This window comes from Spirillospora sp. NPDC046719 (assembly GCF_040645715.1).
Lineage (GTDB): Bacteria > Actinomycetota > Actinomycetes > Streptosporangiales > Streptosporangiaceae > Spirillospora.
Genome location: NZ_JBEYYT010000159.1, coordinates 1 through 19635, shown reverse-complemented (window position 1 = coordinate 19635; position 19635 = coordinate 1). Strand labels below are relative to the sequence as shown.

At 73.9% G+C, this 19635-nt stretch carries 15 protein-coding genes and 1 pseudogene; 4 read left to right on the top strand and 12 right to left on the bottom strand.

Annotated elements, in window-relative coordinates; genetic code table 11:
- The 10 genes from ABZ914_RS25615 to ABZ914_RS25570 all read right to left on the bottom strand — a co-directional run.
- Positions 1–1160, bottom strand: a 1160-nt coding sequence (locus ABZ914_RS25615) for a family 4 glycosyl hydrolase (RefSeq protein ID WP_500196259.1), incomplete at its 3' end; no start/stop codon positions are given.
- Positions 1157–2011 (bottom strand): carbohydrate ABC transporter permease, encoded by an 855-nt coding sequence (locus tag ABZ914_RS25610; RefSeq protein ID WP_387018557.1) that lies wholly within the window; start codon positions 2009–2011, stop codon positions 1157–1159. The genes ABZ914_RS25615 and ABZ914_RS25610, both read right to left, overlap by 4 nt.
- The gene (locus ABZ914_RS25605; RefSeq protein WP_500196257.1) at positions 2008–2982 is read right to left on the bottom strand and encodes a carbohydrate ABC transporter permease; all 975 of its coding nucleotides are present in this window, start codon (positions 2980–2982) and stop codon (positions 2008–2010) included. Before ABZ914_RS25605 ends, ABZ914_RS25610 begins: the two co-directional genes overlap by 4 nt.
- Positions 2983–2986: 4 nt before the next feature.
- Entirely contained in the window at positions 2987–4312 is a 1326-nt protein-coding gene (locus ABZ914_RS25600; RefSeq protein ID WP_500196255.1) for an ABC transporter substrate-binding protein, read from the bottom strand.
- A 110-nt stretch (positions 4313–4422) separates the two neighbouring features.
- Positions 4423–5661 (bottom strand): ROK family transcriptional regulator, encoded by a 1239-nt coding sequence (locus ABZ914_RS25595; protein WP_500196253.1) that lies wholly within the window; start codon positions 5659–5661, stop codon positions 4423–4425.
- A 218-nt stretch (positions 5662–5879) separates the two neighbouring features.
- The gene (locus ABZ914_RS25590) at positions 5880–6419 is read right to left on the bottom strand and encodes an FHA domain-containing protein (RefSeq protein ID WP_190864413.1); all 540 of its coding nucleotides are present in this window, start codon (positions 6417–6419) and stop codon (positions 5880–5882) included.
- Positions 6420–6595: 176 nt separating this feature from the next.
- A complete protein-coding gene (locus ABZ914_RS25585) occupies positions 6596–7816 on the bottom strand; it encodes an acyl-CoA dehydrogenase family protein (RefSeq protein ID WP_500196251.1) in 1221 nt (406 codons plus the stop codon).
- Between the two features lie 68 nt (positions 7817–7884).
- The gene (locus ABZ914_RS25580; RefSeq protein ID WP_433154805.1) at positions 7885–8964 is read right to left on the bottom strand and encodes a DUF3616 domain-containing protein; all 1080 of its coding nucleotides are present in this window, start codon (positions 8962–8964) and stop codon (positions 7885–7887) included.
- 63 nt (positions 8965–9027) lie between these two features.
- Positions 9028–10224, bottom strand: a complete 1197-nt coding sequence (locus tag ABZ914_RS25575; RefSeq protein WP_500196250.1) for a cytochrome P450 — start codon at positions 10222–10224, stop codon at positions 9028–9030.
- A gap of 64 nt (positions 10225–10288) precedes the next feature.
- Positions 10289–11689: a KamA family radical SAM protein gene (locus tag ABZ914_RS25570; protein WP_500196248.1), complete on the bottom strand. Its 1401-nt coding sequence runs from the start codon at positions 11687–11689 to the stop codon at positions 10289–10291.
- Between the two features lie 156 nt (positions 11690–11845).
- Here ABZ914_RS25570 and kdd point away from each other — a divergent pair, with 156 nt between their 5' ends.
- Together kdd and ABZ914_RS25560 are read left to right on the top strand one after the other, a co-directional pair.
- The gene (gene kdd, locus ABZ914_RS25565) at positions 11846–12901 is read left to right on the top strand and encodes an L-erythro-3,5-diaminohexanoate dehydrogenase (RefSeq protein ID WP_500196246.1); all 1056 of its coding nucleotides are present in this window, start codon (positions 11846–11848) and stop codon (positions 12899–12901) included.
- 53 nt (positions 12902–12954) lie between these two features.
- Positions 12955–14286 (top strand): DUF2252 domain-containing protein, encoded by a 1332-nt coding sequence (locus ABZ914_RS25560; protein WP_500196245.1) that lies wholly within the window; start codon positions 12955–12957, stop codon positions 14284–14286.
- Positions 14287–14327: 41 nt separating this feature from the next.
- Here ABZ914_RS25560 and ABZ914_RS25555 read toward each other — a convergent pair whose 3' ends face one another.
- A complete protein-coding gene (locus tag ABZ914_RS25555) occupies positions 14328–15953 on the bottom strand; it encodes a SpoIIE family protein phosphatase (protein WP_500196243.1) in 1626 nt (541 codons plus the stop codon).
- A 101-nt stretch (positions 15954–16054) separates the two neighbouring features.
- Between ABZ914_RS25555 and ABZ914_RS25550 the strand changes: the two genes are divergently transcribed.
- Positions 16055–16855, top strand: coding sequence for an SAM-dependent methyltransferase (locus ABZ914_RS25550; RefSeq protein WP_500196240.1), 801 nt, complete (start codon positions 16055–16057; stop codon positions 16853–16855).
- A gap of 62 nt (positions 16856–16917) precedes the next feature.
- A complete protein-coding gene (locus ABZ914_RS25545) occupies positions 16918–19266 on the top strand; it encodes an ATP-binding cassette domain-containing protein (protein WP_500196238.1) in 2349 nt (782 codons plus the stop codon).
- A gap of 153 nt (positions 19267–19419) precedes the next feature.
- On the opposite strand, the pseudogene ABZ914_RS25540 reads toward ABZ914_RS25545, so the two are convergent.
- Positions 19420–19635 (bottom strand): annotated as a pseudogene (locus ABZ914_RS25540) (hypothetical protein); the annotation flags it as partial.

Sequence of the window (19635 nt, the reverse complement as noted above, 5' to 3'; positions counted from 1 at the left end):
AGCGCGTCCGCGACCCGGTCGACGCCGCCGCGCAGCGCCGCGTCCAGCGCCAGCTCCTCGTAGCCGGACACGTGCGCGACCAGCCCGGAGAACAGCGGCTCGAGCGGCGGGACGGGCAGCGGGACCGGCCCGGACGCGGTGATCCGCGCGGGCACCTCGATCACGGCCCGGTCGTCCAGGAACGGCAGCGTGCCGCCGTTGCGGACGTTGACGACCTGCGCGTCGCCGCGTCCGGTGAGCAGCGACACGGCGAGCTGCACGGCGGCCTCGGAGTAGTAGGCGCCGCCGCGCTCCTCCAGCCGCGCGGGCTTGGTGTCCAGGGCGGGGTCGGCGTACATGGCGAGCAGGTCGCGCTCCAGCGCGGCGACCTCCTCCGCGCGCGTCGGCGCGCCGCGCTGCTCGCGCACGACGCGGTCGTGCTCGTAGAAGTAGCGCAGGTAGTAGGACGGGACGGCGCCGAGCCGGCGCACGAACGGCGCGGGCAGCCCGGACATCCCGGCCAGGTCCTCGGCGTGGCCGTCCAGCAGCTCGGGCAGGACGTCGCGCCCGTCCAGCGCGATCGAGCGCACCCAGGTCAGGTGGTTGAGGCCCGCGTGGCCGAGCGCGATCCGCTCGGGCGCCGCGTCCAGCAGCGCGGCGGCGCGGCGCTGCACGCCGATGGCCACGTTGCACAGCCCGACGGCGCGGTGCCCGGCGTCCAGCAGCGCGCGGGTGACGATGCCGACCGGGTTGGTGAAGTCGATGATCCACGCGTCCGGGGCGCGTGCGGCGACGCGCTCGGCGATGTCCAGCACGACCGGGACGGTGCGCAGCGCCTTGGCGAGCCCGCCCGCCCCGGTGGTCTCCTGCCCGACGCAGCCGCACTCCAGCGGCAGCGTCTCGTCGATCCGCCGGGCCGCCTGCCCGCCGACCCGGAGCTGGACCAGCACGACCGCGGCGCCGTCCACGGCCGCGTCGAGGTCGCCGGTCGTCACGACCTTCGCGGGGTGGCCGGCGCGGGCCAGCATCCGCGCGGCGAGCCCGCCCACGAGCTCCAGCCGCCGCGCGTCCGGGTCGGCGAGGACCAGCTCCGACATCGGCAGCGCCGCCCGCTCGCGGGCGATCCCGTCGACCAGCTCCGGGGTGTAGGTGGACCCGCCCCCGATGACCGTCAGCTTCAACCCTTCACTCCCGTCAACGTCACACCCTGGATGAACACGCGCTGGGCGAGGAAGAACACCACCAGCACCGGCATGATGGTCAGCAGCGTCGCCGCCATCGTGAGGTTCCACTCGACGTGGTGCGCGGCGCGGAACGTCGCCACGCCGATCGCGAGGGTCCAGTTCTCCGGCTTGGCGTACACCAGCGGCCCGTAGTAGTCGTTCCAGCAGTAGAAGAACTGGAACAGCGCGACGGCCGCGAGCGCGGGCTTGGCCATGGGCAGCACGACCCGCAGCATCGTGCGCAGCTCCCCGCAGCCATCGACCCGCGCGGCGTCGGCGTACTCGCGCGGGATCGTCACCAGGAACTGGCGCAGCAGGAAGATGGAGAACGCGTCGCCGAACGCCTGCGGGATGATCAGCGGCCAGAGCGTCCCGGTGAGGTGGAAGCGGGACCACACGATGTACAGCGGCACCATCGTCACCTGCGGCGGCAGCATCATCGCCGAGATGACCACGACGAGCGCGAGGTTGCGGCCGCGGAACCGGAAGCGGGCGAGCGCGTAGGCGACCGGGACGCTGGACACCAGCATCAGCGCGGTCGACAGCGCCGCGTACACGGTGCTGTTGACCGTCCACCGCACCATGTCGCCGCTGAAGGCGCGGCGGAAGTTCTCGAAGTGCCATTCCCTCGGCCACAGCGAGGTGCTGAGCGCCTGCGAGTCGCTCATCACGGCGGTGAGGAACATGAACGCCAGCGGCGCCAGGAACATCACCGCGAGGACGATCGCGGCGGCGTGCGTGGCGATCCACATCAGCGTGCGGCGGCCCCGCCCGCCGTGGGCCGGGACGGCTCCCGTCGTGGCGGTCACTGCGCCTCCTCTCCGGCGAACGCGCGGAATCGACGCAGCAGGAGGAGCGTGAACGCCATCGCGATGACGAACATGACCAGCGCCAGGACGCACGCGTAGCCCATGTTGAACTGCCGGAACCCCTCGTCGTAGAGCCACTGCGGGAACGTCAGCGTCGACCCGTCGGGGTAGCCGGGCGCGAACTGGGTGCCGGGCAGGTCGGCCTGCCCGGCCGCGACCTTCCCGGCGACCATGGCCTGCGTGAAGTACTGCAGCGTCTCGATCACGCCGGTGACGGCGGCGAACGCCAGGACGGGCGAGACGGTCGGCAGCGTGATGTGCCGGAACCGCGCCCAGGCGCCGGCGCCGTCGATGGCGGCCGCCTCGTACAGCGACCGGGGCACGTTCAGCAGCGCCGCCAGCAGGATGATCATGACGTCGCCGACCGCCCACAGCCCGAGCAGCGACAGGCCGGGCTTGGCCCACGCGGAGTCGTTGAAGAAGTCCGGCAGCGAGAACCCGAGATGGCGGGCGATCACCGGGAACGGGCCGGTGCCGGGGTTCAGCACGAACACGAACGCCACGGTCGCCGACACCGGCGGGATCAGGTACGGGACGTAGAACACCGCCCGCAGCAGGTTGCCGCCCCGCCTGATCCGGGTGAGGAGCTGCGCGACGCCGAGCCCGAACAGCACCCGGAGCGGGACGAGCACCGCGACCAGCCACAGCGTGTTGCGCATCGCCGCCCAGGCGTCGCCGTCGTGCAGCAGGTAGCGGTAGTTGTCCAGCCCGACGTACTTCAGGGTGAACAGGTTGTAGCGGGTGAAGGAGAAGTAGACGGTCGCGGCGAGCGGGTAGGCGAAGAACAGCCCGAACCCGGCCAGCCACGGCGACAGGAACGCCAGCACCCGCAGCCGCCGCCGGCGGCCGGCCCGGGACGCCGTCCCGAGCCGGCCGCGCCGCAGGGGCAGGCGCAGCGAGCCGGAGGCCACGGCGTCAGCCCCCGGCCAGCTTCAGCGACGCGTCGACCTTCCCGTCGAGGCCGGTGAGCGCCCTGCCGAGGTCGCCGGCCTTGCCCGGCTCCCACTGGTCCTGGACGAACTGCTGGAACTTCACGACGTAGTCGTTGCCGTTCGGGGTGGGCGGCGTCGTGGCGCTCGCGGGGTTCTTGAAGATGTCGAGGAACGTCCTGAACTGCGGCGGCAGGCTCAGGTCCGGCGAGGACAGCGAGGCGATCGTGGTGGGGACGTTGCCGAGCGCGTTGGCGAAGGTGACGAGCGCGCCGGTGTCGGTGGTCAGGTAGCGGATGAACTCCCACGCGGCGGCGCGGTGCTTGGCGCCGCGCGGGATGCCGATGACGGTGCCGGTGACGAATCCGCTGCCGTAGCGGGCGTCCTGCCCGTCGGGGACGGGCGCGGGCGCCGTCCCGTAGTCGACCTTCGGCGCCTCCTCCTGCATGAACTTGGTGCGCCACTCGCCGTCGACGGCCATGGCGACCTTGCCCTTCTCGAACGGGTTGGACGACTCGAACTCCTGGCCCATCGAGTGCAGGAACTTCTTGACATTGTCGTAGCCGTACCAGTCGATGAGGCTCTTGTCCCACTGCAGGTACGCCTTGACGGCGGGGTCGGCGGCGAAGGCGGCGCGCCCGTCGGGGGTGAGCCACTTCGCGCCGAACTGGGTGGCGAGGTGCTGCACCTGGTGCTCGTAGTACTGCGCCGACGGCATGAACCCGGCGACCTTGATGCTCCCGTCGGGGTTGCGGACGGTGAGCTTCTTGGCCAGCGCGGTCAGCTCGGAGAACGTGCGCGGCGGCTGCTCGCCCTTCATCAGGGCCTTGTTGTAGTAGAGCCCGTAGGCGTCGGCGAGCAGCGGCATCGCGCACCGGCGGCCCTTGTACTGCGTGTACTGCTGGACCGGCTTGGGGAACTGGTTCATGTCGAGCCTGGACCCGGCGATGTCGCCGGACAGGTCCTGCCAGGCGCCGCTCTGGCACCACTGCCCGACGCTGTCGGTGGTGAACGACGACACGACGTCGGGCGGGTTGCCGCCGCGGATGGCGTTGGTGATGCGGTCGTCGGTCTGGTCCTTGACGAGCTTGACGGTGATGTTCGGGTGCAGCTTGTGGAAGCCCGCGACGGCGTCCTGGAAGGCCTTCACCTCGTGCGGGGCGCTCCAGCCGTGCCAGACCTCGATGGTCTGCTTCTCCCCGACCTTCGGGCCGCCGGACTGGCCGCCGTTGCCGCCGGCCGTACAGGCCGTGAGGCCGAGCCCGGCGGCGGCCAGGGCCGCGGCGAGCCGGCGCGTTGTCGATGTGCGCACTCCGGTTCTCCTTCGGGGGAGGGACGGCCGGTGCCGCCGTCCGCTGTGGGGGAGTGGGGTGGGATGGGTGCGGTCGGTCCGGGGACAGGGCGGTTCGGAGAGGGGACGGTTCAGGAACGGGGCGGTTCAGGGACGGTGGTGGAGAACACCTCGTCGCGGGTCTCCTGGAGGGCCAGTTGCAGCGCGCCGGCGAGGACCGGGTTGCCCCGCAGGGAGCTGAGCCGGACCTCGGGGCGCGGGATCGTCAGGCTGTGCAGGTGCTGCCGGACGCGGGCGCGCAGCGGCTCGCCGCCGGCGCGCAGGACGTCGCCGGTGAGCACGACCAGGGCCGGGTCGAGGACGGCGACGACGGTGGCGAGGGTGGCGCCGAGCCGGGTCGCCAGCTCGGTCAGCGCGCGTTCGGCGCGGGCCCCGGCGTCGGCGGCGGTGCGCGTCCCCGCGCGGCCGTCGCCGACCTCGGCGGCGGCGCGGCCGAGCGCGGTCGCCGCGTCCCGGCCGCGGAACCCGTGCTCGCGCATCAGCTTCAGCACGGCCGCGCCGCCGGTGAGGCTGTGCACGCCGCCGGTGTGGGTGCGGCGCACGTCGCGCATCAGCGGGGCGCCGACCGCGGGCGCGTAGCCGATCTCGCCGGCGCCGCCGGTCGCGCCGCGGTGGAGCGCGCCGTCCAGCACGACGGCCATGCCGACGCCGTCGGCGACCCACAGCAGCACGAAGTCGCGGGTCCCGGCGGCCTGCCCGCCGGCGCGCTCGGCGAGCGCGGCGAGGTTGACGTCGTTCTCGATGGCGATCCGGACGCCGAGGCCGCCGGCGAGGGTGTCGACGAGGTCGGGGATGTGCCAGCCGGGGATGTGCGCGGCGTAGCCGAGTCGCCCGGTGGACGGGTCGATCGCGCCCTGGATGCCGATGACGGCCCGGTTAAGCGCGGTGCGGGCGAGCCCGGCCGCGGCGGCGGCCTTGTCGAGGGCCTCCGCCATCCGGGCGACGACGTCGACGCCGGTGCGGGCGGGGGTGGGGAGGGTGTGCTCGCCGACGACCGTCCCGGTCAGGTCGGCGACGCTGACCCTGATGCGGGCCGGGGTGACGTCGGCGCCGGCCACGTGGGCGGCGGCCCCGTTGACGCGGTACAGCTCGGCGGTCCGGCCGGGGAGCCCCTCGCGCAGGCCGTCCCGCACGACGAGGCCGGCCTCCTCGAGCCGGGCGAGCAGCTGCGAGGCGGTCGGCTTGGAGATGCCGGTGAGGTCGGAGATCTGCGGGCGGGTGAGCGGGCCGCGGGCGAGCAGCGCCTCCAGCGCGGCGCGGTCGTTGATGGCGCGCAGCAGGCTCGGGGTCCCGGGGACGGGCGCGGTCACGGCGGCTCCTCGGAGTTAAGAAGGTTTCCTAACTTGGAGGAGAAAGTAAGGACTCTTAACGAATACGTCAAGACCCTGCGACGGCCGGTTCCGGGCGGGCGGCCGCGCGGGCGGCCCGGAGAAGGGCACGGAGGAGGTCACGGAGGAGGGCGCGACGGGGCGCCGGGAGGGCCGGCGAGGGTCAGGGCGGGGAGTCGAGCGGGCGCGTCAGGGACGCGTCAGGGGGCGGCGACGATGAAACCGACGTTGCCGAACCCGATCTCGTCGCCGGGCCGGACGCGGGCCGGGCCGGTGAGCCGCCAGCCGTTCACCCGGGTGCCGTTCATCGAGCCCAGGTCGGAGACCATCCAGCCCTCCTCGGCCTGGTACAGCTCGGCGTGGAAGCGGGAGACGGTCAGGTCCGTCAGCACGAACTGGCAGGCGGGGGCGCGGCCGACCACGATCCGGGACGACCCGGCCGGCGGCAGCACGAAGCGCGGCAGCCGGGGGCCCCGCCACGCCGCCTCGATCCGCGCGGTCACCTGCGAGACGGTCGCGACCAGGCCGGTCAGCCGGCCGACGACGCGGCTCGTGGGGGGCAGGTCGTGCACGATGTCGTCCAGCTCGGCGCGGCTGCGCGCCTGCAGCACCTGGTCGACGCGGCGTTCGAACGTCTCGTGCGACATCCGGCCCTCGGACACGCGCTCGCTGAGGACGCGCAGCACCCGGTCCCGCTCGGTGTCGGACGCTCGCACCGGGTAAGAGGGCTGACCGTCCATGGCTGTGAGTATCCAGTCCCCGTCGTCGGCTGTCCAGAATGGCCGTCAGGCGGAGGGCGGGCGATCGCCCTCACCCGCCCTCCACCTCTTCGATGCCTGGAAGCCGCCGGAAGTTCGGGAACGTTCCGCGGAGTTCCCGCGGTGCCCCTCCGCGGGTTCCCCGGTGCCGTGCCGGGTCAGCGGGAGAGCAGGTCCCGCGCGATGTGGGTCACCTGGATCTCGTCGGTGCCGGCGTAGATCTGGAAGGACTTGGCGTCGCGGGCCAGCTGCTCGACCCGGTACTCGCTCATGTAGCCGTTGCCGCCGAACAGCTGCACCGCCTCCTGCGCGACCTCGCTGGCGGCCTGCGCGGCGTACAGCTTCATCGCCGACGCCTCGGCGAGCGTCGGGGTGCGGCCGGAGCGCTGCATCTCCACGTGGCGGAACACCAGGTTCTGCACGTTGAGGCGGGCGACCTCCATCTTGGCGAGCTTGAGCTGGATGAGCTGGAAGTCGCCGATCCGCTGCCCCCACAGCTCGCGGGTCTTGGCGTACTCGACCGACAGCTTCAGGCACTCCTCGATGACGCCGAGGGCCATCGCGGCGACGCCGGCGCGCTCGGTGACGAAGTTCTGCTTCGCCGACTCCTTGCCGCCCTGCGAGCCGGACGACAGGAGCCGGTCGGCGCCGGCGCGCACGTCGTTGAGGAACAGCTCGCCGGTGGGGGAGGAGTGCAGGCCCATCTTGCGCAGCGGTTTGCTCTGCTCCAGGCCCTCCATGCCGCGGTCGAGGACGAACGTGAGGATCTCGCGGTCGCGGGGCTCGCGGCCGTCGTCGAGCTTGCAGTAGAAGACGATCGTGTCGGCGTAGGGGCCGTTGGTGATGAAGGTCTTGCTGCCGTTGATGACGTACTCGTCGCCGACCTTCCTCGCGGTGGCCTGCATGCCGCCGAACGCGTCGGACCCCGAGTTCGGCTCGGTGATGGCCCAGGCGCCGACCTTCTCCATGGTGAGCAGGGGCAGCGCCCAGCGCTCCTTCTGGTCGGGGGTGCCCCGCTTCATGATCGTCCCGGCGGCGAGCCCGAGGCCGACGCCCATCGCCGAGACCATGCCGGGGGCGACCTTGCACAGCTCGATGACCGGCAGCATCGTCATCGCCGCGTTGCCGCCGCCGGGGCCGTCGGAGTCCTTCTTCGCCGCGTCCCCGTCCCCGCCGGCCTCGCGCTCCCTGGCGATCCGGGCCTGGAAGGACGAGCGCGCCATCTCGTCCATCCCGAACGTCTTGTACAGGCTCCGGAGCAGGTCGTAGGGCGGCAGCTCGCCGGAGTCCAGGGCGTCCAGGTTCGGCCGGACCTCCGCGTCGATCCAGCCGCGCACGGCGTCCCGGATCATCAGGTCTTCCTCGGACCACTCGATCATGCTCAGCCTCGCCCTTCCGGTTCCCGCAGGTTGCGGGCACCATCCAAGCAGATCCGAAAAGCGAGCGCTTACTCGGGGAGCCTGACGACGTCGGCGAGCACGCCGCCGCCCGCGGTGAGCCGCTTGGACGACGGGCTGTCGTACACGACCATCAGCCGGGTGCCCTCCCCGTGCAGGCCGTCCAGGACGGCGAGGCCCTCGGGGTGGTCGTCGCCGTCGCCGTAGGGCAGGTCGCCGACGCGGGGCAGGTCCTCGGCGGGGACGACCTCGGGGGCGTCGACCTCGGCGATCCCCGGCCAGCGGTGCACCCGCACCGGGCCGTCCAGGTCCATGCTCGGGCCGGTCAGGATCAGCAGGTCGTCGCCCTGCGGGCACAGGTCGCGGATGCCGAGCCCGCCGAGGTCCAGGAAGTGCGTGCGGTACAGGGCCTTGCCGTCGCCGACCGGCAGCGGCCGCAGCCGGCGCGGGTCGTCGGGGTCGGTGCCCGGCCGGATCTCCACCAGCACGGCCCAGCCGCGCAGCACCGGCCCGCGCAGCCCGATGTAGAGCCGGTCGCGGTGCGCGGCGATCCCCTCGATGTCGATGCCGTTGTCCTTGCTGGGGATCGACAGGAACGGCGCCAGGTGCGGGTCGTCCGCGAGCAGGTCGGTGACGGAGTCGCCGTGCAGCCCGAGCACGGCGGCGGTGCGGTCGCCGTCCTCGCGGACGACCTCGGGCAGCCCGTCCGCGCCGGCGGCCAGCGGGAGGCGGGCGAGCACGAAGCGGTTGTCCTCGCGCACCACCGACGCCAGCCGCTTGCGGGCCTTCGCCCCGGACTGGCCCGGCTTGATCTTCTTGCGCTTGAGGCTGTGCGAGCCGATCGCCCACAGCCATCCGTTGCCGCGCGCCAGGCCCTCGATGTCGGCCTCCTCGCCGGGGCCGGCGGGCAGGTCGACCAGGTCGGCGAGCGCGACCGTGGTGTGCCCCTCGTAGCCGGTGACGAGCCCGTCGCCGTCGAGCGTCGCGGTGAGCCGCTCGATGGTGGCGGTCTCGTCGCCCGCCACCCACAGGCAGCGGCCGTCCTGGCGCACGGCGGACAGGTTGGTGTGCGTCCCGGCTTCCCGGCTCTCGAGCCCGAAGCGCAGCTCGACCTGGCGTTCCACGATCATGAGCGGAATGCTCCCATAAAACGGGCGCCGTTCCGGCCCGCCGCGCCCGCGCCCGTGCGGCCGCTATCGGTCCCAGAGGACGTGCAGGTGCGGCGGCTTGCGGAAGACCAGCCCGTGCGCGCGCGCCGGGCGGGACGGGTCGAGCCGGAGGCCGGGCAGCTCCAGCAGCGCGGCGACCGCGGTACGGGCCTCCAGCCTGGCCAGATGGGCGCCGAAGCAGAAGTGCGGACCGTGCGCGAACGCCAGGTGCTCGCCGGCGTTGGCGCGCCGCACGTCGAACCGGTCGGGGTCGGGGAACACGGCGGGGTCGCGGTTGGCGCCCGCGATCGACACGCGCACCAGGTCGCCCGCGCGCACCGTGACGCCGCCGAGGGCGGTGTCGCGGGTGGCGTAGCGGTCGACGACCGACGCCGACGGCTCCAGCCGCAGCGACTCCTCGATCGCGGCGGGCAGCAGGCCGGGGTCGTCCAGGACGAGCCGGAGCTGGCCGGGGTGGCCCAGCAGGTGCAGCACCGTGTTGGCGATCATCCCCTCGGTGGTGTCGATGCCGCCGAACATCAGGATCGCCGCGTTCGCCACGACCTCGGCGGTGGTCAGGCCCGCCCCGTCCGCGGCGGCCTCCGCCAGCAGCGACCCGGGGGCGTCCGCGGTGACCGCCTTCTCGGTGATCGCCTTCTCGACGGCCGCGCGCAGCAGCGCGTACGCCTCGTCCGCGCGGGCGGGCGCGTCCTCGCCGGCGGTGATGGCGGACACGGCCTCGACGAACGCCCCGTACCAGGACCGGATGGTCGCGGCGTCGACGCCCTCCAGGCCGAGCGCCTCGGCGCCGACCGCGACGGCGCGCGGACCGGCCAGCTCGCCGCGCAGCTCCGCGCGCCCGGCCGGCGCGAGCCCGCCGACCAGCCGCGCGACCTCGGCCTCGACGAACGCGGTGAACCGCTCGCGGGTCCGCGCGGGCCGGAACGGCCGGGCGAACGGGTCGCGGTGCCGGGTGTGGACGGGCCCGTCCAGCGACAGCATGCTCGGCCCGACGACCCGCGCGGTGGAGAAGCGCGGGTCGTCGACGGTGAAGGCCGCCGCGTCCCGCATCACCCGCTGCGCCAGGTCCCGCGAGGTGACCAGCCAGCCGCCGAGGGCGGGCAGCCAGGAGACGGGCTCGGCGGCGCGCAGGCGGGCCAGCAGGGGATGCGGGTCGTCCTCCAGGTCGGCCACCGCCGCGGCGGCGCCGACCGGGAAACGGGACGTCGGCTCGGAGTTCACCCGTCCGAGGATATTCCGCCCGATCGCCCCCGGAACAGATCTACAATGTAAAGGCGCGGGGCGGTCACGCCGCTTCGGCCCGCTCCCGCCACCACTCCTGGCCGCGATCGGGCAGCGTGTAGATCGGATCGTAGTACTCGTACTGGCGCGTCAGCGCGTCCGGATCGGACAGCTCCAGCCCGGTGCGGTAGTTCTTCGTCCAGTAGGACACGCCGCGCTCGCGGTCGTAGTCCGCCAGCTGGTGCACCCACCGCTTGCCCACGTAGGGGACGTCGCACACGATGCGCGGGGTCGCGAAGCCGGGCAGGTAGCCCATGATGGCGTGCTGCAGCTCCTGCGCCTCCCAGACCGCGAGCCGCCAGTGCTCGCTGTTGGGGATCATGTCGCACATGTAGAGGTAGTACGGCATGATGCCGGCCTCGTCGAGCAGCGCGAACGACAGGTCGAGCAGCGCGTCGGGGGAGTCGTTGACGCCGCGCAGCAGCACCCCCTGGTTGCGGACGTCGCGGATGCCGGTGTCGAGCATCGCCCGCGCCGCCTTGGCGACCAGCGGCGTCACCGACCCGGCGGCGTTGACGTGGGTGTGGATCGCGATCTGCGCGCCGCGCTCCTGCGCCTTGGTTGCCAGCCGCTCCATCCCGGCGCGGACCTCGTCCTGCAGCCAGTGCTGCGGCAGGCCCATCAGCGCCTTGCTGGCCAGGCGGATGTCGCGGATGTTGTCGATGTCCAGCAGCGCGTCGACGAACGACTCCAGCCGCGGCCAGGGCAGGTTCGCCACGTCGCCGCCGGACACCACGACGTCGCGGACGCCGGGCGTGCGGCGCAGGTAGTCGAGCATGGCCTCGTGCCGGTCCGGCGGCCGGATCGTGAACTTGTGCTTGTCGACGTTCGGCGTGGAGTTGCCGACCAGGTCCATCCGGGTGCAGTGCCCGCAGTACTGCGGGCAGGTCGGCAGTAGCTCGGCCAGCACCTTGGTGGGGTAGCGGTGGGTCAGCCCCTCGACGGCCCACATCTCCGCCTCGTGCAGCGAGTCGCGGGTGGCGTAGGGATGCGACGGCCAGTCGGTGCGCCGGTCGCTGAACACCGGGAGCATGTACCGGCGCACCGGGTCGGCGTAGAAGGCCTCGGTGGACGAGGTGTCCATCGTGTTGAGCATCTGCGGCGGCAGCAGCATCGACATCGTCGCCCGCTCCGCCTGGTCGCGCTCCAGGTCGGCGTAGAACGACTCGTCCAGCAGATCGCCCATGACCGCGCGGAGCTGGCGGATGTTCTTCACGCAGTGCGAGCGCTGCCACTGCGCCGACTCCCACTCCGCGTCCGTGACGTCCTTCCAGCCGGGCAGCCGCCGCCAGTCGGGCTCCTCCAGCGGCCGGCGCCGGTAGGCGTAGGGCTGGCGCGCCGCGTCCCGGTGGGCCGCGGCGCCGCGGACGGCCGCGTCCGGGTCCGGATGCAGGGCAGTGGTCATCGTCGACCGCCTCCTCGCGTCACATCGATCGCATAAAAGTCTTGTATGGAGCCGACGTTACGGGAAGACTTCCACTGAAACCAGAGGTACTCGGTATATCTTCCGGGGCATCACCATGGATCACACGGGACACGGACGTTGCGAAGGGGCGCGGGGATGAGCGGAACCGGGACGGCGGCGGGAGCGGGGACCGCGGTGGGGCTGCACCGGGTGCTGGAGCCGGCGGGCGTGCTGCCGCAGGCGGCGGCGCGGCTGGACACCGATCCGGCGATCCGCCCCGACGAGGTCCGCGTCCGGGTGGAGCGCCTCAACCTGGACGCCGCGTCCTACCGGCAGCTGCACACCGCGCACGGCGGCGACCCCGACGCCATCCGCGCCGAGGTGCTGCGGATCATCGGCGAGCGCGGCAAGATGCACAACCCGGTCACCGGCTCGGGCGGGATGCTCGTCGGCACCGTCGAGGAGGTCGGCCCGGACTCCCCGCTCGGGCTGGAGCCCGGCGACCGCGTCGCCACCCTCGTCTCGCTGACCCTGACCCCGCTCGCGGTCACCGACGGACTGGCCCGCTGGGACGGCCGGTCCGAGCAGGTCCCGGCCGACGGCCACGCGATCCTGTTCGCCCGCTCCATCGCCGCCGTCCTGCCCAGCGACCTTCCCGTGCCGGTCGCGCTGGCCGTGATGGACGTGTGCGGCGCGCCCGCGCTCACCGAGCGGGTCGTCGCGGCCCGCGAACGCCCGGTCGTGGCGGTGCTGGGCGGCGCCGGCAAGAGCGGCTCGCTGTCGCTGGCGGCGGCGCGCCGCGCGGGCGCGTCCCGCACCATCGGCCTCGTCCCCACCGCGGAGGAGGAGGAACGGCTGGCCGCGACCGGCCTGGCTGACGCCGTGGTGCGCGCCGACGCCCGCGACCCGGTCGCGGTCGCCGCCGCGATCGGCGAGCCCGCCGACGTCACCGTGGTGTGCGTGGACGTGCCGGGCTGCGAGCACGGCGCGATCCTCGCCACCGCGCCCGGCGGGACCGTGGTGTTCTTCTCGATGGCGACGTCGTTCTCCGCCGCCGCGCTCGGCGCCGAGGGCCTGGCCGCCGACGTGACCATGCTGATCGGCAACGGCTACGTCCCCGGCCACGCCGAGACCGCGCTCGGCCTGTTGCGGTCGGAACCGGCACTTCTCCCGCTGTTCACCGCCCGGGCGGGGGCGGATTCGGCAGAATGATCGCCGAATCCCCCGGAAGCGGCGGGGATCTGGTGATCATCGAGGGAGAGAGCATGGCGAGCGTCATCGGGGAACTGCACGGGCGCGATCCCAAGGAGCGGCAGGCGCAGATCGTGGACGTGCTGGTCCAGGCGTTCTCGGACCTCATGGAGCGCAGCCCCGCCGAGTTCCGCCGCCGGTTCCGCAAGATGGCCTCCGACCCGTTCGCGTTCTACCGCGGCAGCGCCTGCCTGTTCTACGCCGACGTCCAGCACGACGACGACCGGTGGGCCGACGAGCGGACGAGCCGGGTGTGGATCCAGGGCGACCTGCACGCGCAGAACTTCGGCACCTACATGAACGACGACGGCGTGTTCGTCTTCGACGTCAACGACTTCGACGAGGCCTACGTCGGGCACTTCACCTGGGACGTCAAGCGGCTCGTGGCGAGCCTGGCGCTGCTGGCCTGGCAGAAGGCGATCTCCGACGCCGACATCCGGCGGCTCATCGAGACCTACGTGCGCGCCTACGTCGACCAGGTCCGCCTGTTCGCCGCCCACGAGGGCGACGAGAAGTTCGCGCTGACCCTCGACAACTCCGACGGCTACGTGCGGGACGTGCTGATCGAGGCGATGGGCGGCACCCGGATCGGGCTGCTGGACGGCATGACGGTCGTGGAGGGCCCGGACCGCCGGTTCCGCGACCGCGCCGGCGTCCGCCGCCTGGACGGCGCCGAGCGCGCCAAGGTCGAGGCCGCCTACCAGGACTACCTGCGCACCATCCCGTCGGAGAAGCGGTTCGGCAGCCTCACCTACCAGGTGAAGGACATCGTCGGCGCGTCCGGCTTCGGGATCGGGTCGGCGGGGCTGTCGGCGTACAACATCCTGGTGGAGGGCAACACGCAGGCGCTGGAGAACGACGTCATCCTGTCGATGAAGCAGGGCAACGTCGCCGCGCCGAGCCGGGTCGTCGACGACGCGCGCATCCGCGAGTACTTCCAGCACCACGGGCACCGCACGGCGGTGTCGCGGCGGGCGCTGCAGGCCAACACCGACCCGTGGCTCGGCTACACCCAGATCGACGGGGTCGGCTACGTGGTGCAGGAGCTGTCGCCCTACGAGGAGGACCTGGACTGGGGCGGGCTCACCGAGCCGGAGGACATGCTGTCGGTCCTGGACGACCTCGGCCGCGCCACCGCGAAGGTGCACTGCGTGTCCGACACCGACTCCGACCACACCCTGGTCGGGTTCCAGGTCGAGGACGCCATCAACGCGGTGATCGGCGCCGACGAGTCGGCGTTCGTCGAGGACATGGTCGCGTTCGGCACCGGCTACGCCGAGGTCGTGCGCCGCGACCACGAGTACTTCGTCGACGCCTTCCGCAACCACCTGATCCCCGGCCTGTAGCGGCCGCCGGCCCGGCCAGCCGGCGGGGTCGGCCGGCCGGGTCAGCGGTTCGCGCTCTCGGGGGCGGCGGCGCGGACCAGGAGGAGGGCGATGTCGTCGTGGCCCTGCTGGTCGGGCAGCAGGGGCAGGACACCGTCCGCGGTGGCCTCCAGCGACTCCGACCGCGAGGCGACGAGCGCGGACGCCAGCCGGGCGATGCCCTCGTCGACGTTGCGCATCCGGCTCTCCACCAGCCCATCGGTGTAGAACGCGAGGGTCGCGCCCGCCGGGATGACCGCGGAGAGCTGCTCGTACTCGGGCGGGTGCGCCGGGTCCGACACCCCGAGCGGCAGCCCGTGCGGGACGGCGAAGTGCCGGGCCGTCCCGTCGGCGAGGGCCAGCAGCGGCGGCGGATGCCCGGCGCACGCCAGCTCGCAGCGCATCGTCGCCGGGTCGCAGACCAGGCACAGGCAGGTGGCGAACTGCGCGGCGTCCAGGCCCTGCGCGATCGTGTCGAGCCGGGTCAGCACCTCGGCGGGCGGCAGCCCGCCGCCCGCCAGGGTGTGCGCGGCGATCCGCAGCTGGCCCATCGCGGCGGCCGCGGTCACCCCGTGCCCGACCGAGTCGCCGATCACGATCGCGACCCGCTCGTCCGGCAGCGGGACGACGTCGTACCAGTCGCCGCCGACGTCGCCGCCCGCCGGCACGTACCGGTGCGCGATCTCCAGCCCGGCGGGGACGGTGACGCGGCCCGGCTTCAGGGTCGCCTGCAGCGCGGTCACCGTGCGGTGCTCGCGCCGGTACAGGCAGGCGTTGTCGACGCACGTCGCGGCCCGCGCCGCCAGCTCGGCGGCGAGCGCGGTGTCGGCGGGCGCGAACGGCGGCCGGCCGCGCTTGCGGCTGAACACCGCGAACCCCAGCACCCGTCCCCGCGCCACCAGCGGCACCGCCAGCAGCGACACGTGGTCGAGGAGCCCGTCCATGGCCGGGCCGGTGCGGTGCGCGATCGCGTCCGGGATGGCGTCGCTGCCGAACTCGACCATCCGGGCGCCGCCGACGCACTGGGCGTAGGGGGTGTCGGGCGGGTAGACGATGACCTCGTTGACGGGGAACTCGCGAGCCCAGCCGCTCGGGTCGTCCTCGGCGAAGGCGATCGCGAGCCGCCGCACCACCGCCGGTCCGTGCGCGCCGCCCGCGCCGCCGGCGGGCGGGGCGGGCCGCCCGTCGGCCAGCAGCGACTCCAGGACGTAGATGGCGCCCGCGTCGGCGAACCGCGGCACCGTCACCCCGACGATCTCCGCGGCGGTGCGGTGCAGGTCCAGGGTGGAGCCGATCCGGCGGCCGGCCTCGTTCAGCAGCTCCAGCCCGGCCGCCCAGGGCGGCGCGACGGTCAGCGCCACCAGGGTGCGGCCGGAACCGGCCGCCATCGGGTCGCACGACACCTCCAGCGGCCCGCCGGCGAGCGGCAGCGTCCCGCGCCACGGCCGGCCCGCCGCGGCCTGCTTGAGCGCCGCCTCGAGCGGTTCGGCGGACGCGGCCCCGAGGAGTTCGGGCAGCCGCGCGCCCACGGCCGCCGCCGCCGGGCAGCCGAACAGGCGCGCCGCGCCGTCGCCGCAGGCGGTGACCTCGCCGTCCGGGGTCAGCAGGACGGTCACCGGGCCGGCGTGCGCTGCGAATGGCTCTGACATCGGTCCTTCGCTCTCGGCTGCGTCAGGGTCGTCGCGGTGTGATTGCCGTTACGCTGAATCCCCCGCGGACGAGCCCCCTCGGCGGAAAAGGGAGACGATGCATGGACTCCGAGTGGATCCCACCCGAGGTCGACGATCAGAGGCCAAGCGTCGCACGGGTGTACGACTTCCTGCTCGGCGGAGGGCACAATTTCGCGTCCGATCGTGACCTCGCGACCGGGCTGCTGCGGATCGAGCCGCGGGCGCGGGAACTGGCGCACGCGAACCGGGCGTTCCTGCGCCGCGCGGTCCGCGCGGCGGCGCGGGCCGGCGTCGACCAGTTCGTCGACATCGGGTCGGGGATCCCCACACAGGGCAACGTGCACGAGGTCGCACAGAGTGTCAATCCGGACGCCCGGGTGGTGTACGTCGACAACGACGACGTGGCCGTCGCGCACAGCCGGTCGATCCTGGCGGGCAACGACCGCGCCACCGTCGTCCAGGCGGACATGCGCCGGCCCGCGGAGATCCTGGAGCACGCCGAGCTGAACCGGGTCGTCGACCTGTCCAAGCCGGTGGCGTTCCTGCTCGTCGCGGCCCTGCACCTGGTGAAGGACGACGAGGACCCGGCCGGGATCGCCGCGGCGCTGCGCGAGGCGGGCGCGCCGGGCAGCCACCTGGTGCTGTCCCACCTCACCCACGAGGCGCAGCCGGGCAAGACCGCCGCGATCGGCAAGCTGTACGACCGGGCGACGTCCCCGGCGGTGTCGCGGTCGCACGCGGAGATCCTGCGCTTCTTCGACGGCTGGGACCTGCTGGACCCGGGCCTGGTGTACGTGCCGCTGTGGCGTCCCGACGACGGCGACGAGGTGACGGACCCCGAGCGGTTCCTGGTGTTCGGCGGGGTCGGCCGCCGCCCCTGACCTGCGGCCCCGGCGCGACGGCGCGCGACGGCGCGCGGCGGCGGGCCGGTAGTGTGCTGATCATGCAGGCCGCCGACGACCCGTTCGTGCGGGTGCGCGGCGCCCGCGAGCACAACCTGCGCGGCGTGGACGCCGCGATCCCCCGCGACGCGCTGGTGGCGTTCACCGGCGTGTCCGGGTCGGGCAAGTCGTCGCTGGCGTTCGGCACGCTGTACGCCGAGGCGCAGCGCCGCTACCTGGAGTCGGTCGCGCCGTACGCGCGGCGGCTGCTGCACCAGGTCGCGGCGCCCGCCGTCGAGGAGGTGACGGGCCTGCCGCCGGCGGTGGCGCTGGGGCAGCGCCGGTCGGTGCCGTCGTCGCGGTCGTCGGTCGGGACGGTGACGACGCTGTCGAACTCGCTGCGGATGCTGATGTCGCGGGCGGGGGAGTACCCGCCGGGCGCCGACCGGCTGGACTCCGACGCGTTCTCGCCGAACACCGCCGCCGGCGCGTGCCCGCGCTGCCACGGCCTCGGCGAGGTCCACGAGGTCACCGAGGAGTCGCTGGTCCCCGACCCGTCGCTGAGCGTCCGCGAGGGCGCGATCGCGTCGTGGCCGGGCGCCTGGCAGGGCAAGAACCTGCGCGACATCCTGGACGCCCTCGGCTACGACATCGACCGGCCCTGGCGGGACCTGCCCCGCGAGCAGCGCGACTGGATCCTGTTCACCGACGAGCAGCCCGTCGTGACCGTCCACCCGGTCCGGGAGGCGCACCGCATCCACCGCCCGTACCAGGGCACCTACTCCAGCGCCAAGCGGCTGGTGCTGCGCGCCTACGCCGACTCCAAGAGCGAGGCGCGCCGCCGTCGCGCCGAGTCGTTCCTGGTCGCGGCGGTGTGCCCGGTGTGCGGCGGGCGGCGGCTGCGGCCCGAGGCGCTGGCGGTGACCTTCGCCGGCCGCGGCATCGCCGAGCTGGCCGCGCTGCCGCTGTCGGCGCTGGCGGACGTGCTGCGCCCGCATCTGGCCGGGGACGGGCCCGCGGCCGTGCTGGCCCGCGACCTGACCGCCCGCATCGAGGTGCTGGAGGAGCTGGGCCTGGGGTACCTCGCCGTGTCCCGCCCGGCGCCGACGCTGTCGGCGGGGGAGCTGCAGCGGCTGCGGCTGGCGACGCAGCTGCGGTCCGGGCTGTTCGGCGTGGTGTACGTGCTGGACGAGCCGTCCGCCGGCCTGCATCCCGCCGACACCGAGGCGCTGATGACGGTGCTGGAGCGGCTGAAGGCGGCGGGGAACAGCCTGTTCGTCATCGAGCACGACATGGAGGTGGTGCGCCGCGCCGGGTGGGTCGTGGACGTCGGCCCTGGCGCGGGCGTGCACGGCGGCCGGGTCCTGCACAGCGGGCCCGTCGAGGGCCTGCGGGACGTGCCGGAGTCGGTCACGCGCCGGTTCCTGTTCGGGGAGGCCGCCCGTCCGCGGCGGGCGCCGCGCGAGCCGTCGGGGGCGCTGGAGCTGCGCGGCGTCACCCGCCACAACCTGCGCGGGCTGGACGCCGACGTTCCGCTCGGCGTGTTCACCGCGGTCACCGGGGTGTCGGGGTCGGGGAAGTCGACGTTCGTGGACGTGCTCGCCGAGCGCGCCGAGGCGGGCGGCGACGTGCAGCGGGTGGTGCGGGTCGACCAGCGGCCGATCGGGCGCACGCCCCGCTCCAACCTGGCGACCTACACCGGCCTGTTCGACGCCGTCCGCAAGCGGTTCGCCGCCACCGATGAGGCGCGGGCGCGCGGGTACGGCGCCGGCCGGTTCTCGTTCAACATGCCGGGCGGCCGGTGCGAGAACTGCCAGGGCGAGGGGTTCGTGTCGGTGGAGCTGCTGTTCCTGCCGTCCACCTACGCGGTGTGCGAGGTGTGCCGCGGCGCCCGCTACAACCCCGAGACGCTGGAGATCACCTGGCACGGCGCGAGCGTCGCCGACGTCCTGGCGATGACGGTCGAGGAGGCCGCCGGGTTCCTCGCCGAGGTCGCCCCGGCCGCCCGCGCGCTGGCGGCGCTGCGCGACGTCGGCCTCGGCTACCTGCGGCTCGGCCAGCCGGCGACGGAGCTGTCGGGCGGCGAGGCGCAGCGCATCAAGCTGGCCGCCGAGCTGCAGCGCGCCCGCCGCGGCCACGTGCTGTACCTGCTGGACGAGCCGACGACCGGCCTGCACCCGGCCGACACCGAGCTGCTGGACCGGCAGCTGCACGCCCTGGTGGACGGCGGCGCGACCGTGGTGGTCGTCGAGCACGACATGGACGTGGTCGCGTCCGCCGACCATGTCATCGACCTCGGGCCGGGCGGGGGCGGCGAAGGCGGCCGCGTCGTCGTCGAGGGGACGCCCGCGCGGGTGGCGGCCTCGCCGGCGAGCCGCACCGCCCCGTACCTGAAGGCCCGGCTGCGCTGACGCGTGCGCTGCGCGCGGGGTGTGCTTCGTGCGGGGTGGTGTGCGCGTGACGCGCCCCCGCCCGACCCCGGCGCGGCGGGACGGGCGGGGACGCGCCGGCCCGGTGGTCGCGCCCGCGTCCGCGGGCTCACCGGGGTCGGCGGGCCGGCCGGCTCAGCGGGCGAACGCGATGGCCGTCCCGGCGCTGACCACGACCGCGATGACGACCAGGACCAGCGAGGTGCTGAGCGGGTCGCGCCGCCGCTCCAGCGTCTTCGGCTTGGACGTCGCGGCCCGGTTGACCGGGTGCGGCGAGGCGGACGGGCTCGGCTTCCTCGGCGGCGCGTGCGGCGCGGCCGGGGCCGGGGCCGCCGCCCGCGCCGGAGGCGG

Coding starts and splice junctions, on each gene's coding strand:
- ABZ914_RS25590 (WP_190864413.1), bottom strand. CDS start 6,419: ATGGACGGTCAGCCCTCTTACCCGGTGCGAGCGTCCGACACCGAGCGG.
- ABZ914_RS25585 (WP_500196251.1), bottom strand. CDS start 7,816: ATGATCGAGTGGTCCGAGGAAGACCTGATGATCCGGGACGCCGTGCGC.
- ABZ914_RS25580 (WP_433154805.1), bottom strand. CDS start 8,964: ATGATCGTGGAACGCCAGGTCGAGCTGCGCTTCGGGCTCGAGAGCCGG.
- ABZ914_RS25570 (WP_500196248.1), bottom strand. CDS start 11,689: ATGACCACTGCCCTGCATCCGGACCCGGACGCGGCCGTCCGCGGCGCC.
- kdd (WP_500196246.1), top strand. CDS start 11,846: ATGAGCGGAACCGGGACGGCGGCGGGAGCGGGGACCGCGGTGGGGCTG.
- ABZ914_RS25560 (WP_500196245.1), top strand. CDS start 12,955: ATGGCGAGCGTCATCGGGGAACTGCACGGGCGCGATCCCAAGGAGCGG.
- ABZ914_RS25555 (WP_500196243.1), bottom strand. CDS start 15,953: ATGTCAGAGCCATTCGCAGCGCACGCCGGCCCGGTGACCGTCCTGCTG.
- ABZ914_RS25550 (WP_500196240.1), top strand. CDS start 16,055: ATGGACTCCGAGTGGATCCCACCCGAGGTCGACGATCAGAGGCCAAGC.
- ABZ914_RS25545 (WP_500196238.1), top strand. CDS start 16,918: ATGCAGGCCGCCGACGACCCGTTCGTGCGGGTGCGCGGCGCCCGCGAG.